The organism is Peribacillus sp. ACCC06369 (genome assembly GCF_030348945.1).
Taxonomy (GTDB): domain Bacteria; phylum Bacillota; class Bacilli; order Bacillales; family DSM-1321; genus Peribacillus.
Genome location: NZ_JAUCEN010000002.1, coordinates 1,831,261 through 1,848,431, shown reverse-complemented (window position 1 = coordinate 1,848,431; position 17,171 = coordinate 1,831,261). Strand labels below are relative to the sequence as shown.

Below are 17,171 nucleotides of genomic sequence, written 5' to 3'. Positions count from 1 at the left end.
TAAGGTTCGTGTGCGAGGACTTACAATTAATATTCTAAAACTAGATATACGGATACTTTCAGATTAAAAAGGCATGTGTATAGGAATAAAAAATAACTTTATATCCAAAAAACTTACCCATTAGGTAAGTTTTTCTTTTTTTTCGTTTTAAATTACCGATAACAATACTAGTGAATTTAAATGAGTTATTATAATTCATGTTTTTTGCCTTAACCATGTGGATGCAATAATCCTAGACTTTGCGGTTATTTTAACTCTTCTATTCCATTCTTTAAAAAGTTCAACATCTTTTTCCCTCCTACGAATAAAAGCACCCAATTTAATGGATGCTTAGATTTCCTTTCTTTCGTAATCTTATTTCAAATTTATCACTGAAAAATTCATTGGCATTAAATATAGTACTAATGTCTGAAATATCACCTACGTTCACAATTAAAGCATCATCAACTTCTTGATCTGTGAGAACTATGCGATATTCATATTGATTTTCAAAGTATTTATCTTTCCAAAAATAAATATCTGTCCCTTGATTTTTATAAGATCTCATCCTAGCTGTGGAATTGATGTTATAATCATCATATTTTACCAACCCACCTCTGTAAGCATACCCTTTTTCATTGAGTGTTTTAGTAAGTCTGTCAATAAATTGCGATGGGGTAACAAAAATTAATCTATCTCCGAACTCGCTGATCATTTTATCGATTTGTTCTTTAGGTAAATCAAATTTGGTATAGTAATACTTTTCATCCTCCATAACCACTTTTAACATATCGCCGACAATTGCAAACATACAATATAATGGTCTTTTTTCATTTATATTTTTTCTAAAATTCATCTTTTTAGTTCGCCCCGACATTATTAATTCATCGGTATCTTGAGTAAAGAAATTCATTGTTAATTCCGTAAAAACATGTGAAGCTTCAAATTTGTCTCCTACACCTTTTTCTCCCGAAGCACTTTCCATATCAATATACTTTTTGAAATTGTTCATATATAAATCTCCAGACAAGAAACTTTCAACAAAAGGTGTGAACTTTATAAATCCAAAAACTTGACCTTTAAATCCTACGTCTGATATTTTCATACTCTTCTTTCCCTCCTATTTGACTACTAAATTCGAAAAAGGGACTATTCACCGGTATCTATTCAATCTAATCTATTCACAAGACTATTAAGGAACGTTTACTGTTAGTGAACATGTAAGAATGTATGCCTAGTTTACAAAGAATATACTTCATTAAAAAAAGCTTATCCAAAGGATAGACAGTCTTTCTTCTGTTTAGCTTCCACATGCATATTCGTTATGATTTCCTGTTGTCTTAACAAATTATGAAGGACTAAAAGCTGAATTCCTCTAATTTTATGAGGTTCACCTTTGTAATACAGTACACACAACTGGTACGCATCGATTGCGTCTGTTTTTACCTTTCGTAAACTGGACTTCTTTGCCTGATAAGAAATAATCGGATTTAGTAAGTTATAGAATCCCTTGTTCCTCCAGATATTGAATAACGGGAGAATGGTAATGCCCTGTAGATTCTAAAATGACCATATCCATCCTTAAAGAACTTTCAGAGCTTCAGCCATTATTTCGGCCGTTTCTTTATCAGGTAATGTACCTGTTAATAAGCGGAAACGGTTATTTTCCGCGTTAATTATTTCTTATTTCATTGCTTGTACCTCCTTTTTAATATCTTATAAAGCTTTCTATAAATATGTACAGGACTTAATAGATTCACTAACAGCCCTTTTTATGTTTCTGAAAATTAAAAGAAGTCCTACTCTGATAAAGTGGACCTGTTGGGTGCTGAAGTAAAAATGCGGAACGCATTGAATGGCTATTCTAAAACCCATCCGGATTATGATTTGATTAGGGTAATGGATTGGAAAGCAATCCATTCAAGGACATCTGAACATTTTCAAAGAAATTACTTAATCACAACCTGAACGTTAAAGCGGTAGTGCCTAAATGAGATGGTGATTTTACAGAAATTCATTTGAAACATCTTTAAGGAGTTAGCTGCACTGATAGCATCTATATAATTACCCGTCCAAGCTTTTCGTTGAAGTGAAATTCAAACTGGAGTGCCCAGGGTTTAAGGCTACACGGAAAGGTCAAATCTTTTAAAATCTATGATTTCTCCCTGCACTGCGATTTGGAACCCTTTTATCTGTCATCATCTTTCTGCGTATACACACCGAAAAAATACGCAATAAACGATATCCACTTTTATTGCAGGGTCCAATATCCTTTTTCAGGGGAATCGTGAATATACAGAATATCACCAGGGCAGCGGTACTGTATAATAGAAAAATAAGCTTACATATTTATAGGGCTAATTACTAAGTGTTAAGCTTCTGACAAACTATACCTATATCTAAATATCGGGCGGAAAGGTTGGTAACTATCTTGAGTATAAATCCAAATATGGCGGAGGTAGCCTCCCTCCTTGGGGAAACGTCACGTGCAACAATACTTACAAGTTTACTGGACGGACGTTTTCATACGGCAGGTGAATTAGCATTGATGGCTGTAATAACACCGCAAACCGCCAGCTTTCACCTCTCAAAATTAGTGGAAGGTAACCTTGTTAATGTTGAAAAACACGGACGACATCGTTACTATCAGCTAGCAAATGGAGAAATTGCGCGCATTTTAGAATCATTTCTTGCCATTTCCCCACCACCTGAAGTTCGGTCGTTAAAACAATCAAGACAAGTTAAAATGCTTCAGGAAGCCAGAACTTGCTATGATCATTTGGCCGGAAAACTAGGAGTCGATCTAACTGAATCGATGTTGAAAGCCGGATATTTGAAAAAAGAAGAGAGAGAATTTGCAGTTACACCCAAAGGAGACTATTTTTTTTCTGAATTCGGCATCGATTTACTTGATTTAAGAAGAAAACGCCGTTCATTTTCCCATTCATGTTTAGACTGGAGTGAACGTCATCATCATCTTGGTGGAGCCTTAGGAAATGGACTCCTTACACATTTTTTTGATTTAGGCTGGATAGTCCGTGTTCCATCTATTCGCGCAGTAAAAGTAACACCTGAAGGGAAAGAAGGATTTAAAGAAGTTTTTTGTATAGAGGTATAATTTGATAATCCCTCATTAGTGGATAGAAAAGGGGCTCTTTCTTTTTCACCATGAGGGGATTTCTGTCCTTTGCAGCTTAGAACAATCCTACGATTACTCTAAAGCCCTTTTAACTAATTTATTTTCCTTTTGGAACTGGCCATTTACAAGATAGATGCCTATGATAATAAACAGTCCGCCAATTAGGAGTGAAGTGTATATCTTTTCACCTAATAGTGCCCATCCTGATAATACACCGAAGAAAGGTGCCAAAAATAAAAAGGCACTCGTTTTTCCTGGATCACTCTTTTGTAAAAGGTAATACCAAACTGCAAATTGCACAATCGATGACATGATACTTAACCATAATAAAATGAATAACGAATTTCCACTAATTATGAAAAATGGTTTTTCAAGAGTAAAGCTGCCAAGTAAAAGCAGTAAACCACCAAAAAGCATCTGATAGGCAGATAAAACCCATGTATCGAAAATCGCTCCCCATTTTTTCGCCAATAAAGTGGAAATGGCCCAGAAAATAGCAGAAAGAATGCCGAAAAGAATGCCAATCTTAAATTCAAGTTGCGCTCCCATCGTAATAATTACTCCCACTAATCCTAATAATACTCCAATCCATTGATATAGTTTATAGCGTGTTTGTGAAAAAATTGTACCGAATACAACAACGAGTAACGGGTTCGTGAAAGTAAGAATTGAGGATTCACTTGCTGTAATAGTGCGTAAACTCAGGAAAATGCACCCCATTACTCCGGCTGTTTGAAAAGTGCCGATAATAAGCATTTTTATCCAATCCCCTTTAGAGTTTGGATGCGGTCTTCTTAAAAAGAATACGATCATCGCCATTATGAATCCAGCAAGTGTGAAGCGTAATGCTGCTAATAATAATGGCGATGAATAAGGTAGACCAATTTTAACTACCGCAAAAGAAGAACCCATTAAAAATGTCGTTAAAAGTATCAACAGTGTAAATTTGAAAACATTCATTTTTTTATCTCCTGACATATTTAAATGACCGATCTATAGCTATTATAGCTGGTGATTATTTCAGCTATCATCGAAATATGGAATGCAAGTGGAGATAAATTTAATAGTATCGACATATCATAGGGAACCTTCATAGTTTAATTGGCATAACTAACTTCTTTAAATCATCGTATTCATCTATTGAAATCAACTAAAAAAAATAAAGTTTACCTCAATTCCCGAACCATCACCTCTCCCATCAGACTTCATGCCTTAAAGTTCACTCATCATCCTAGCTAAGCTTGTAATTCCTACTCACTTTTCATATATCTCAAGAGGCAAATCATCCGGATCACAAAAAAAAGTAAATCTTTTTCCTGTTAACTCATCAACACGGATAGGTTCGACCGGAATGTTTTCTTTTTCCAAATCTTTAACAGCTTGATTAATATCTTCAACTTCAAAAGCAAGATGTCTTAGCCCTTTTGCTTCTGGATAACTTAGACGATTGGGACTTTCAGGAAATGAGAACAATTCCAGCTGATATTCCCCTCCGACCATTAGATCCAATTTATACGACTTCCTTTCTGCCCGATATGTCTCCTGCACGATTTCACACCCTAAAATGTTCACATAGAAGTTTTTTGATTTTTCATAATCGGAACAAATTATCGCTACATGATGTATTTTTTTTAGTTTCATTTTCTTCCTCCCTAAAATGACTTTGGTTAGTAGGTTAACGTAGCGTCCGCACCTATGGGATATGATTCCCGTCAACTAATCAGTTCGCCCCTACTTGTAAAAATTTGTTGTGACTAGATCTCGTTTAAAAAGCAAGGTGCGATACTACATGAATGAAATAGGCGATGGATCTAGCTCTAAACCTACGTAACATTATAAGGCAGCAGCATGCATATTTGTACAAACTAAACTAAAATCCCAAGCAGTTTTGGATAAGGTATTTCCTGAGTGCTTTAGAGTTCAGTATTTAGATGTTTCTGGTACATTCAAAAGACTTTAAATCGAATTATCAAAAGAGGTGCAAGCAGGCTACGATAGTCATTGAATATGGCTGTTACATAAGCCATTCGGGATTGTCGCAAAAAAAGAAAACGACGGATGAAATCATTCACCACAACAAGAGATTACGAGAGTTTTAGGATAGAACGTGAAGAAGGAATGCCCTTTAAAGTAGCATGTTGGATTCATGCCCTAGGTTAAGAAGTTGAAGCCTACGATATTTAGGACCTTTGCATCCATGATAAAAACCCCTTGGTCTCAAGGGGTTTTTATACATTCAATTACGACAAACCAGTGACCCAAGTAACACGCTCTCACTTGACGGCTTATTCTTTTAAATTGGATAAAGGGACCTCTTGTTCATTCTCTGGTTCATCAAGAGGATAGATTCTAGCTGTTTCATTATTTTCATCCACATTTTGAATATAGATTGGAACCTCATTGTGGGTTACATTAGCCATAACTGGTGAAGCCGCAATCTCTTTTGCTCGTTGTTTGTTCATTATATTGACCTCCTTTTGATTTGGAATTTTTATAATGTTTATTTACAATTCTTTCATTATTTTTATCATTGGAGCCAGGAAACAAATCAAAATATACTTTAAGAACCCTATGTTTCTGACTGTACCCGTTTCTCAATCGAATAAAGGAAAATCATCCGGACCGTTAAAGATGAACTTTCTCAACTTTAATTGGTTTTCTCATGCATCAGATTGGGTAAAACCCTAGACCGCTCATGCATTCATTTTTTGCATCGATTTAATGTTCTAAATGAGTAGATTCAGAAATGTGACTTAACGCTTCACCAGCTTCATTAACATGAATATCCACTGTTACAAGATCACCAATAGCACAAATACCAACAATTTCATCATTTTCTACAATAGGAATACGACGGATTTGATGATCGGCCATCATACGGGCACATTCGTGTGCATCTGTATCCGGATCACAACTGATTACATTCGAAGTCATAGAATCATGGCAATGAGAAGTATTGCAATCTTTACCGTCTGCCACACAATTCAAAATAATATCACGATCTGTAATCATGCCTATGACTTTCTTACCTTCACATACTGGAACGGAACCACAATTGATATCTCGCATAATACTTGCTGCTGCTGTTACAGAATCATGTGGTGCACATACCTTCACATCTTTGGTCATAATGTCACGTACCGTTGTCATGTTTATCATCCGCCTTTATCAATAATTTTTATCGACTATGATATTTTTCACTGTTTTTTTTAAGTTATTCCTACTACTTGAAAAGTACCTCATTGTAAAACAACATTCGCGGCATAAACACTCTATGGATCAATATAATATAGTCCTATTATCGTAAAGGAAATACAAAAACGCCTGTCAACAGTAAATGGCTGACTGTAACGTAGTGGAAGGAATTTTAAGGGATTAAATGTAAAAAAGAGCCCTTCCGTTTGAATGCTCATCTTACGGAAAAAGCTCTAAAATAAATGTAACTAGTACATCAAACGAAATGTACCGATTGAGAACCACCGATTAATCCTTGGGTGTAAAAGCTTTATACTGCCGTATATCCGCCGTCTACAATAAGGCTTGTGCCTGTTACAAATGATGCATCATCACTTGCAAGGAAGAGAACAGCCTTAGCCACTTCTTCCGCTCTGCCTAAACGGCCGATTGGATGTAAATCGATCAATCCTTGTCGTATCTCACCTTGCGCTTCCGCAATAAGTGGTGTATCAATATATCCTGGGCAAACTGCATTGACACGAATGCCATCTTTCGCATAAGTCGATCCTAACGTTTGTGTTAAAAGCTTAACCCCGCCTTTTGCTGCAGAATAAGCTGTCACCTCCGGCTTCCCAGCATGGCTATGGATGGAGCCTGTATTGACAATGGCACCGCCAGTGGATTGTTTCCGCATTTGCTCTATCGCATATTTATCAGATAGGAAGACACCGGATAAATTAATATCAATTGTTCTTTGCCATTGCTCATAGCTTAACTCATGTATGTTTCCGTCTCTTGCAATCCCTGCATTTGCAAACATGATATCCAGTTTTCCATATTTGTTAACCGTTTCTTCGATCATATTCTTAATGTCATTTTCATTCGTCACATCGGTTTTAACAAAAAGAGTATCATACCCTTTTCCATTTAATTCATCTGATACAGCTTGTCCATGATCTGCAAAATCTGCAATGACCACCTTTGCGCCTTCTTCTGCAAATAATTGAACCGTACTGGCTCCAATCCCACTTGCTCCCCCTGTTACGATCGCCACTTTATTTTCAAGTCTCATCATATACCCAGATCTCCTTTACTTTTTTCTATGCTACAGATTCCTCGAGAACCTGAAATCCTCATCCCTAGAGGTTCTCCCTAGACGATGATTCATATACCATTCAATGAAAGCTGACTACAATAAGCAATCCTTAAGAAATGGAAAGGCCAATAAAAAGCTTCATTGTATGTTCATACCTTTATTCTACTCCTCACAATTTGAAATACTATCCTATAAAGTGCTGTATAATAATAGGGTAAGCTTCCCCCTTTTATAGGGGCATTTTGTTTTAAGGAGAAGGAATTCGCATGGCTCAACCTATACATGCATATGAAGAAATACCGTTTCGGCAATTCATATTATTCATAAAAAGTCATAACAAACAGATTGAAGAAAATATCAATATTTATTTAAATCTAGAACCCTTCATATTAGAACCTGAACGTAAGATGATACAATCATTACTGGACTCATTTTTACTATTTTTATCGGCTCCAAACATCGAGGACATAAGAGACACTTACGAAAAGCATTTGGACACATGGCTGCAATCACATTTACCCATTTTAAATGTGAATCATTTTAGTATGTTCCGATTAATCTTTGAAAAGGCCATCGTTACCTTAATGGTAAACCTGAAACATGCCCAAACCATATCCATTCTTATGTTCTTATTATCCATTTTCTCTCATCTTATCCATAGCTATAACAAATGGGTGGATGACGAACCTGGGCAGCATTCTAAAACCATTCAAGAAAATGCAGAACTTAAAAGACTGCAGCTACTGGACCAATTAGATGAACTTCTGATTAACTCAGCAGGATTTAAAGATTTTGCTTTTATCCTAAAAAAATGTGAAGAATTCTTTAACTATAAAAGATGTGTTTTTTATGCTTATATTCCTTGGTCCAATCAATTGTACGGGACCATTGGATCGGAATTGCCAAAGGATCAAAGCATGAGGGGGCCAACTCAGCTTGAAGCAATCCATGGTGTTCAATTCCAAAAAACCGGTATATTTAAAGGATCCCCATAATTACATCAAAGAGGAACATATACAGTTATTTAATCTTTCATCGGTCATTTTTGTACCCATTGTTCATGAACAGCAAGTGTTCGGTTGGCTGACCTTTGATCAATTAGGAGAGGAATTCGATTATTCAATAGATGAACTGACTTTACTTGATCAGGTCGGAAAACGGCTAGGTTTATATTTATCAAGGAAGGATGATGAGGTTTCATTTGGTACCGACATACAATTGACGGAAAGGGAATCCATGATCCTGAATTTGCTGGCAGAGGGATATAACAATAAAAAAATGGCCGAATTATTGCAATTAAGCGAGCATACCGTTAGAGATTATGTAAGCAGCTTAATGACAAAGTTCAAAGCAAAAAACCGTACACAAGTAGTCGTTTATGGATTTCGCTTAGGTCTATTAAAGTAATATCGGCATTTTTTATTAGTTCTTCATCAAATAGGTCTGTTACATACAGTTACTGGACTTGAAAAACTGAATACAACTATCGTTTGTATTTTCCTTGTAATTGCAAAGGGTCAAATTTTCTTTGCTTCATAATGTAAAAAAGGTCAATCTACCGCCAAAACTTTTTAGCTCAAAAATTAAAATAAAGACCGAATTTTTACATCGGTCTTTAATCTTTTGAAATTTTCATTCATTACAATTGAATATCTTTATTTACCTTCACCTTTTTTTTCTGTTTTTCCAGATAAAAACCATCCGCCTACAGCAATAAGAAGCATGACTGTCCAAAAGATTATATTCCAAATGGGTCCTTCAACAAACTCGTGAGAAATAATGTGCACGGATGGATGCGCAAGAGTATGCATTAATAACTTAACCCCTACCCAACCAACGATTAACATGGCTGCCGTTTCGAGGCTAGGCCGTTCTGTCAATATCTTAACGAAGTATCCTGCTGCAAACCGGATGACGATTAAGCCTGCAATTGCTCCTAATAAAATAACGATGAATTTAGCCCCATCCATACCTCCTATATCACCCATTGGTGTATCTGGTAAGGCAATGACAAGAGCGACTGCAGCTAAAATGGAATCGATGGCAAAGGCAATATCAGCTAATGCAATTTGCGCAACAGTCATTCGGTAGCTTGTCACTTTTTTATCTTTTTCCCCGTGGTCCCTTTTTAATAAATGTTTCAATGAGATGAAAATTAAATAAGCAGCCCCGATTGCCTGAACTTGCCAAACATGGAACAGGTACGAAATAATAAAGATGGCACCAATCCTAAAAATAAATGCCAATAGCAATCCAATATTGATCGCTTTTTTTTGCTGTTCTTTTGGTAAATGCTTTGACATAATGGCTAAAACCAATGCATTATCAGCAGATAATAAACCTTCTAAAAAAATTAAAATAATTAAAACCCAGCCATATTCCAATAATAACGATAGTTCCATAATACCCCCCTATAAGCATTTTTAAGTATGTGTAATTATCTTCAAACCCTCCAACACTTTCTCTCCAATATTGTCCCATGTATCAACTTCCTTATTCAACACTTCCGTCCCATTAGCTCCATAAGAAAAAGAGCTGCCGAAGCAACTCCCTTATTGAAGTAAAGCATCCGTTAACTCTATACTATATTCTTTTATGCTTAAACTTAGTTCCCATTGAAAAAGATTGGGATTTAAATTTTCAATTTGACTAATCCAAAATATTTCATTAAGTTTGGTAAGCATCACCTCGGTTGAATTACCAAATGAGGTATTAGTCCCTACCTACTCTTCCATTAAATGATATTTCTTTAAAATGTCCATTGTGATGTTTTTAGCGTCTGCTGAAGTACCGGAGATATTCGTTACAAAGACATAGTCACGATCCTTTGTTTCAATAAAGCCAACATACCAGCCAATGTTTGACCCCTGTCCTGTTTTCCCGTAAAGCGTATAGTTGTCCCCTTCAGATTGGATCATCATCCGTTTTACGGTTTTCATGACATCCTTATCAAAAGGAAGTTTCTCTGTATATAAATTTTCCATAAAATCCGCTTGTTCAATGGGTGAAATTTCGAGTGAACTACTTAGCCAAAACTGATCGATTCCTCCACTAATATCTTGGTTGCCATATGAAATCTTATGAACCCACTCCTCCATTCGACTCTTTCCAATGTCACGGGCCATGGCTTGATAGTACCAAACAACGGAGTTCCTTAGACCAGACCCAAGCGTATGATCCTGGTTCCAAACCTCAATTTCCCGTTTCATTCCGTCCCAATATTTAATATCATATTCATCTTCAACAGCCCCTACCTGTAATCCGATGAGTGCATTAGGCACCTTAAATGTCGATTGCGGCGCAAACCTTTGTTCAGCTCGATCATTATTATGGATGAAAGTCCTGCCTTTTTTCATTTCACGTATTATGAAAGTTCCGTCGCGTTCAGCAAAAAATTCATCGACGTCAAGCTTCTTAATGTTTAGGTTAACCTTGGCAGCATTGGCTCCACTTGGTTGTTGCAAGCATGTAAACAGAACGGCTGCACCAATAAGTATTAAAAGGACTGTCAAGACCTTAAGTTTTTTCATATTAATCACCCCCGAATTCATTTTTACAATCATATCCATTCTAGCAGATTAACCCAGTATTTTAAGATTAAGAATTGTCACCTTTTTATTAAGTACATGAAACGCTAGAAGGGTTAATTTTTTACTATCCTTAAAAACGAATAAAATTCAGTCTTTCCCCAAATAATAAGTAGACTAATAAACAGGGAGGGATTTATGTGGATGTTAATCGTGTAAAACAGATTCTTTCTTCTTCATCTGACATTGAGGTGAGATATAATGGCACGTCAGTATGGATTGATAATTTAAATGAAGATGGCAGAACTGCTACAGTACATCTAAGAGGACCATTAGAGGAAAGATCAAAAGTGGAAATTGAAGAACTTAAAGAAATATAATGAAGTTCAATTAAAAATATGCTCCTCTCGTAAAGAGAAGAGCCTTTATTTATTTCATCCTTAATTTTTGACCGATATAAATTTTGTCCGGGTTTTTAATGCCGTTAAGACTAACAAGAGATTTTACGGTTGTTTTGTTGTTTTTTGCAATCAAGCTAAGTGTGTCGCCTCTTTTTACAGTATAATCTGATGATGAAGTTTCCCATGCACGGGAGTTGGGTGACCTAAAAGAATTTACGTTATTGGTAAAATCCCTATAGGCTATATTCAAATCCACCTTTGTGCTGATCCCGCTTACCTTACCTGAATCTGAATGCTGCCAAATATCTGCGCTACGCCCCAACGTGCTGTTGTATCTGGCAATCCACAAAGCGTAGTTCGCCAATCTTGATTCATCTAATGTATTTTCAAGAAAGTATTTACCGGTATAAAGCATGGCAGAGTATCCAGCTTCTTCAATTGCTTCTAAAAAAACTAGTGCTGCATCGGTTAGCGTTTTTTTCTTTGCCTCTTTTTTATTTTCTTCAAGGTCAAGAACAACAGGATAGTTTAGAGCAATAGAGCTTATCGAATCCAGAAAATAAACAGCCTCAGCTTTTGCTTCTGCAACAGTAGCAAACTTTGCATAGTGATAGGCCCCGACTTTCAATCCCGCTGTCAAAGCTTGAGGGGCATTTTCTTTAAAATAAGAGAGTTTAGAATAACTCGTTCCCTCGGTTGCTTTAATAAATACAAACTTCACGCCGGCCTTTGCGACTTCATCCCAATTTATAGTACCTTGCCAATGTGAAACATCGATTCCCTTTATATTTTCTTCCATATTAATATCCTCCTCAAGGGAATAACCCTATGGTTGTGCATGATTTTAATCGTTATTCTAATTTTATTATGTAATAATTCTTTTAAATACCTCATTTGAAACATACACGCTATTGCAGGATATTATTGCGGTTATGATACAAATGAAAACATGACAATCCTTTACCTTCTTTTTAAATTCTTCGATCTGGCTTGTAACGAGAAGTTGTCTATTTTATTCTCTCCAATATCAATACCCCATTCCCCAACATCTAGACAAAATGACATACCCTAATTACATTTTAAGCTCAAGCATCGATTATGTTGCTGAAAGTGCTTCGTTCCCTAAAAAATTAGAGCAATCTAACTAGTAAAATTTATGTCTCCCTCCTTACCCTACCTGGAGAAATTTTAACTGCATCATTTGAACCTTTTATTCAGGCAAAAAGTGATGAATCTATCGAGTCACCCAGCCTAAAATCCTTATTATCATTGTTATTTCAACGTAAAGAATATAAACCATTTATGATTCATATGATGAGGTGAACAATAGGTGGAAATTAAAGGAGGATGACTTTAATGAGTAAGCAAGTGGTAGGGATATATGAAAACGGTGAAGGTGCGGTAAAAGTTGTTGAAGAACTTTTGATACAAGGGTATAAACGTGATGAAATTTCTGTTGTTGCAAAAGATCGCAAGGAAACAAAAGTGGTCGAGAGAAAAACTGGTACGAAAGCTGAAGAAGGGTTAGCAACCGGAGCTGCTACAGGTGGAGTTATTGGCGGGACGGCTGGCCTTCTTGCCGGCGCGGGTGCATTGGCTATTCCAGGAATAGGACCGCTGCTCGCTGCTGGACCTATCGTTTCAGCGCTGGCAGGAGTTGCTGTTGGTGCAGGAACCGGGGGATTGGCTGGTACTCTGATTGGATTGGGTATTTCGGAAAAAGAGGCAGAAAGTTATGAAACGGATATAAAAGCCGGAAAAGTTTTAATTTTAGTAGATAATGATATAAAAGAAGGCCCCACTACTTATAGAAGATAACCTGCACATATCATTAAAAACAAAAAATTAGATTGAAGTAAAGTTAGTATTTCTACTTACTTTTGTTTTCAAAGATTATTTTATGCTATACTGATTTTATTAATATTAGAAGGGATGATGGGTGGCCGATGATTAACTAATCTTATTTTTTAAAATTTGAAATCACATATTTCAAATCAAACGAAATAGGATTAGTCTGCCCATTTTCTATAAATTGTCGAGCTATATTGAAAATAGCTCTTATTTGATTATGCACAGGTACGACTAATCCTTCCAAATGAACTGGGAGGATTTTTTTCATTCTCCCTTTACGGAGAGGGATGGATTATATGAAAGAACTATTAAAACTAGCCAATATTAGCTATGAAGTATTGGACTTTAACATTTTTGAAAATGTAAATGCCAGTGTTCAACAAGGGGATATCATCGGTGTCATTGGCAAAAATGGTGCCGGTAAATCTACATTGTTGCAATTGATTAATAATGACTTAGTGCCTGCACAAGGACAAATTCAATGGCTTCAGCAAGACTTGAAAGTTTTTATGGTCGAACAAGAAGCTGAATCGCATTCTTTCGAAGATAAGACCCCTTTTGAAGTCAAATTACTAGATAAAATGCATGTACCAAGCCATGACTTCGCGCAATTAAGCGGTGGAGAAAAACTGAAAGCCCGACTTGCAAAAGGTCTTTCAAAAGATGCAGACCTTTTACTATTGGATGAACCGACAAACCATCTTGATGCGGAAAGTTTAGAATTCCTCAATGGACAAATTAATAATTATAGAGGTACTATTATTTTTGTTTCTCACGATCGTTATTTTTTGGATGCTGTTGCAACGAAAATTTGGTCGATCGAAGGTAAAAAGATAATTGAACACAGAGGGAATTATTCAAGTTATATGGAAGTTCGCAAACAGAAAAGACTTACGCAACAACGTGAATATGAAAAACAACAAAAAATGGTTGAACGGATCGAAGGACAAATGAATGAAATCACTTCTTGGTCGAAAAAAGCCCATGCCCAATCGACGAAAAAGGAAGGAGTTAAAGAATACTATCGCGTAAAAGCAAAGCGAATGGATGCACAAGTAAAATCTAAACAAAAGCGCCTTGAAAAAGAGCTTGAAAAAGCAAAAGCTGAGCCTGTTGAGTCAGATTATACTGTCCGCTTTTCAATTAAAGCAAACAACAAATCCGGCAAACGTTTTTTGGAAGTTAAGAATTTATCTAAGTCTTTTATCGGACGATCACTATTTAATAACGTCAATTTTACGATTCAGCATGGTGAGAAGGTTTCAATAATAGGTCCAAATGGCAGTGGAAAGACGACATTATTAAAAATAATTCTTGGACATGAAACTTTTTCGGGCGATGTATGGATTTCACCATCTTCAAAAATTGGCTATTTGACGCAAGAAGTGTTTGATTTACCTCTTGATCAAACACCAGCACAGCTATTTCATAAAGAAACATTCGAGGCAAGAGGGAAAGTTCAAACTTTAATGAAGCATTTAGGATTCATGACATCTCATTGGACAGAACCCATTAGAAATATGAGTATGGGTGAGCGTGTGAAATGTAAGTTAATGGAATATATATTAAAAGAAAAAGATGTGCTTATTTTGGATGAGCCGACAAATCACCTAGACTTAGCTTCACGGGAACAACTTGAAGATACCTTAGCACAGTATACTGGAACACTAATCATCGTTTCGCATGATCGATATTTTCTTGAGAAAACGACAAGCAGCAAACTCGTCATTTCGGATAATCGTATACAAAAGCAATTGTTTGAATCATCCTCAAAAAGAGATGATCTGGAGGAACTACGATTAAAACTTGAAACAGAAAGACAAGAAGTTTTGGGAAAGCTCAGCTTTATGACTTCAAACGATAAAGCGTACACAGAACTCGAGAAGAAGTTTAATGAGCTTACGAAAAAAATAAATGAACTTCGTGACAAATGACTACCGCCCCCCCTGCCGGTGCTCTAGGATTGTCCATAGGTGTGATTTAGTGACCCAGTAACTTAGTTCGGCTGTGGCCTCTTCCTTAAATCGGCCAAAGCCGAACTAAAATAAAAACCCCTGAAAAAATTTTTTTCAGGGGTTTTAGTATTTTTTCATTATATTAAGGAACAGTTACCAACCATTATGGAATAACTATATACGGTCTCATCATCTCATAATCCTCATGCTCCAAGATGTGACAATGCCATACATACCGCCCTGAATATGGACCAAAATTCATAATAATTCGCGTTACCTGTTTCGGATTAGCTCTTACAGTATCTTTCATTCCTCGCTCTTGTGGTTCAGCTGGAATTGCCGGGCCAGTATAATGGATGACCCCCTCCTTATTATATATATCTACATCAAAAGGCCTTCGATCCATCACATGGAAATCAATTAAGTGAACGTGAATTGGGTGTGTATCCGTAGTTAAGTTAATTAGATACCATATTTCGGTTGATCCCAATTTTGGATTTTCCGTTATGGGGGCATCCCACTGTTTATTATCCAATAACATGAATTCACGACCATACTTATCCATATTGTCATTTAATGTAAGGTAACGGACTTTAGATGCTAACTGCTCATTAATTTTTGGAAGAGGCATCATAAAAGCGGGAATCACACTGGTATCAACACTTGTAAGAGGAAGAGAGATTCTGAATTCCATCACAGTATCTACAGCATTTGCGGGATCCCCTTCTGGAAAAGGAGCAGGGGCGTCATTTGTCACGATAATGTTCTTTCCGCCAAGATTGGTAAAGTCAATGATGACATCCGCTCTTTCTGCTGGAGCAAGTATGATTTCTTTCACCCCTATCGGATATTCCATTAATCCGCTATCCGTCCCGATTTGAAAAATGAGTTGCCCTGAATCAAGCTTGATCCTATAAAATCGGGTGTTAGATCCATTTAACAGCCGGAATCGGTATTTTCGTGGTTCCACTTTTAAATGGGGCCATACTTTGCCATTAACCAGGATGGTGTCCCCAAAAAATTCAGGAACGATTGATGTTCCTAATTCCTTGACTGGGTTAACCGGCTGATTTGGATAATAAAGGGAACCATTAATATGAAAAGACCTATCTTGGATAATTAGAGGGACCTCATAGTCACCGCAAGGTAAATTCAATGAACATTCCCGTTTATCCCTTATGAGATAAAAACCTGCCAATCCCGCATATACATTGAGTCTGGTAATCCCAAGTGCATGGTCATGATACCATTGAGTAACAGAATTCTGGTTATTATCATATTGATATACTTCCTTTTTAAAATAAGGTCCCACTCGTTCGAAACCTTTTGTAAACCAAGCCTCCGGGTAACCATCACTTTCCGATTCAACACTAGCTCCATGTACATGTACCACCGTCCGTACTTCCGGTACATCCACTTGGGCACCATGAACCGTATGATCTACCGGGAAAAGATGTTTATCCGGAAGATTGTTGATCCATTTAATAAATACTTTCTCCCCGCTCTCCACTTCAATTGTAGGTCCTGGATAGCTGCCTTCATAGCCCCAAACAGTTGTATCATTTAACTCACTATGAAGTGATTGCTTAAATTCAGTCATATTCACTTCATAATAAGTATGAATTTGATCTTTCCATCGAGGTTTTAAAATAGGGAGAATTGGGAGTTCATCTATAAATTTAGAGAGAATCATATTTCCGCTCCTTACTACCTTGTGTTTTTAATTACCCTTTCTTTCTAATGTTTATAAAAAGTACAAACCCTGTATTCAAGCAAATCAAAGAAAAAAACCAAGAAGCTCGTCTCTGTCTTGGTTTTGGCGCTTGTTCAAATATTCAACTCTTGTCATACCTAATTATTTATCAAGCTTTTTTCGAATAAGATAAATCTTAAATATATTTATTTCTCTCCAGTTGTTTCTGAATTCCTGACCTATAAATTTGAATCCAATACTCTGAAATTTTTTCATTTTCTATTCTATATACTGCACTTGCTAGTTCAATAACTGGTAGACCTGCTACAAGTCCTTTAAGGATACTTATTGAG

16 protein-coding genes and 2 pseudogenes are annotated in these 17,171 nt (G+C 36.4%); 6 read left to right on the top strand and 12 right to left on the bottom strand.

What is annotated here, in order from left to right; genetic code table 11:
- Positions 1-319 precede the first annotated feature (319 nt).
- Both QUF78_RS09890 and QUF78_RS09885 read right to left on the bottom strand, forming a co-directional pair.
- Positions 320-1,084, bottom strand: a complete 765-nt coding sequence (locus tag QUF78_RS09890; protein WP_289324508.1) for a hypothetical protein — start codon at positions 1,082-1,084, stop codon at positions 320-322.
- Positions 1,085-1,278: 194 nt separating this feature from the next.
- Positions 1,279-1,549, bottom strand: a pseudogene (locus tag QUF78_RS09885) (IS110 family transposase); the annotation flags it as partial.
- An 861-nt stretch (positions 1,550-2,410) separates the two neighbouring features.
- Between QUF78_RS09885 and QUF78_RS09880 the strand changes: the two are divergent.
- Positions 2,411-3,097, top strand: a complete 687-nt coding sequence (locus QUF78_RS09880; RefSeq protein ID WP_289324507.1) for an ArsR/SmtB family transcription factor — start codon at positions 2,411-2,413, stop codon at positions 3,095-3,097.
- Positions 3,098-3,190: 93 nt separating this feature from the next.
- On the opposite strand, the gene QUF78_RS09875 is transcribed toward QUF78_RS09880, so the two are convergent.
- From QUF78_RS09875 to QUF78_RS09855, 5 genes are all read right to left on the bottom strand, one after another.
- The gene (locus tag QUF78_RS09875; protein WP_289324506.1) at positions 3,191-4,078 is read right to left on the bottom strand and encodes a DMT family transporter; all 888 of its coding nucleotides are present in this window, start codon (positions 4,076-4,078) and stop codon (positions 3,191-3,193) included.
- 294 nt (positions 4,079-4,372) lie between these two features.
- Complete coding sequence (gene gloA2, locus QUF78_RS09870; RefSeq protein WP_289324505.1) at positions 4,373-4,759, bottom strand: SMU1112c/YaeR family gloxylase I-like metalloprotein; 387 nt, start codon at positions 4,757-4,759, stop codon at positions 4,373-4,375.
- 644 nt (positions 4,760-5,403) lie between these two features.
- Entirely contained in the window at positions 5,404-5,580 is a 177-nt protein-coding gene (locus QUF78_RS09865) for a small acid-soluble spore protein H (RefSeq protein ID WP_289316964.1), read from the bottom strand.
- Positions 5,581-5,836: 256 nt separating this feature from the next.
- Positions 5,837-6,268, bottom strand: coding sequence for a CBS domain-containing protein (locus tag QUF78_RS09860; protein ID WP_289324504.1), 432 nt, complete (start codon positions 6,266-6,268; stop codon positions 5,837-5,839).
- Between the two features lie 355 nt (positions 6,269-6,623).
- Positions 6,624-7,367 (bottom strand): SDR family NAD(P)-dependent oxidoreductase, encoded by a 744-nt coding sequence (locus tag QUF78_RS09855; protein WP_289327282.1) that lies wholly within the window; start codon positions 7,365-7,367, stop codon positions 6,624-6,626.
- 290 nt (positions 7,368-7,657) lie between these two features.
- Between QUF78_RS09855 and QUF78_RS09850 the strand changes: the two genes are divergently transcribed.
- Positions 7,658-8,386: a hypothetical protein gene (locus QUF78_RS09850; RefSeq protein ID WP_289324503.1), complete on the top strand. Its 729-nt coding sequence runs from the start codon at positions 7,658-7,660 to the stop codon at positions 8,384-8,386.
- Positions 8,328-8,798, top strand: coding sequence for a LuxR C-terminal-related transcriptional regulator (locus QUF78_RS09845; RefSeq protein WP_289324502.1), 471 nt, complete (start codon positions 8,328-8,330; stop codon positions 8,796-8,798). The genes QUF78_RS09850 and QUF78_RS09845 overlap by 59 nt, the downstream gene beginning before the upstream one ends.
- A 248-nt stretch (positions 8,799-9,046) precedes the next feature.
- Here QUF78_RS09845 and QUF78_RS09840 read toward each other — a convergent pair whose 3' ends face one another.
- Both QUF78_RS09840 and blaOXA read right to left on the bottom strand, forming a co-directional pair.
- Complete coding sequence (locus QUF78_RS09840) at positions 9,047-9,793, bottom strand: TerC family protein (protein ID WP_289324501.1); 747 nt, start codon at positions 9,791-9,793, stop codon at positions 9,047-9,049.
- 321 nt (positions 9,794-10,114) lie between these two features.
- Positions 10,115-10,921, bottom strand: a complete 807-nt coding sequence (gene blaOXA / locus QUF78_RS09835) for a class D beta-lactamase (RefSeq protein WP_289324500.1) — start codon at positions 10,919-10,921, stop codon at positions 10,115-10,117.
- 197 nt (positions 10,922-11,118) lie between these two features.
- Here blaOXA and QUF78_RS09830 point away from each other — a divergent pair, with 197 nt between their 5' ends.
- Positions 11,119-11,298 carry an H-type small acid-soluble spore protein gene (locus QUF78_RS09830; protein WP_289324499.1) on the top strand — a complete coding sequence of 60 codons (180 nt, stop codon included), beginning with the start codon at positions 11,119-11,121 and terminating at the stop codon, positions 11,296-11,298.
- A gap of 49 nt (positions 11,299-11,347) precedes the next feature.
- Here the strand turns inward: QUF78_RS09830 and QUF78_RS09825 are convergent, their stop codons facing one another.
- Entirely contained in the window at positions 11,348-12,118 is a 771-nt protein-coding gene (locus QUF78_RS09825) for a GH25 family lysozyme (protein WP_289324498.1), read from the bottom strand.
- 557 nt (positions 12,119-12,675) lie between these two features.
- Here QUF78_RS09825 and QUF78_RS09820 point away from each other — a divergent pair.
- Complete coding sequence (locus tag QUF78_RS09820; protein WP_289324497.1) at positions 12,676-13,137, top strand: general stress protein; 462 nt, start codon at positions 12,676-12,678, stop codon at positions 13,135-13,137.
- Positions 13,138-13,466: 329 nt separating this feature from the next.
- The gene (gene abc-f, locus QUF78_RS09815; protein WP_289327281.1) at positions 13,467-15,104 is read left to right on the top strand and encodes a ribosomal protection-like ABC-F family protein; all 1,638 of its coding nucleotides are present in this window, start codon (positions 13,467-13,469) and stop codon (positions 15,102-15,104) included.
- A 184-nt stretch (positions 15,105-15,288) separates the two neighbouring features.
- Here the strand turns inward: abc-f and QUF78_RS09810 are convergent, their stop codons facing one another.
- On the bottom strand, positions 15,289-16,818 hold the full coding sequence (locus tag QUF78_RS09810) for a multicopper oxidase family protein (RefSeq protein ID WP_289324496.1): 1,530 nt from the start codon (positions 16,816-16,818) through the stop codon (positions 15,289-15,291).
- Between the two features lie 196 nt (positions 16,819-17,014).
- Positions 17,015-17,140: pseudogene (locus QUF78_RS09805) on the bottom strand (ester cyclase); the annotation flags it as partial.
- Positions 17,141-17,171: the final 31 nt, after the last annotated feature.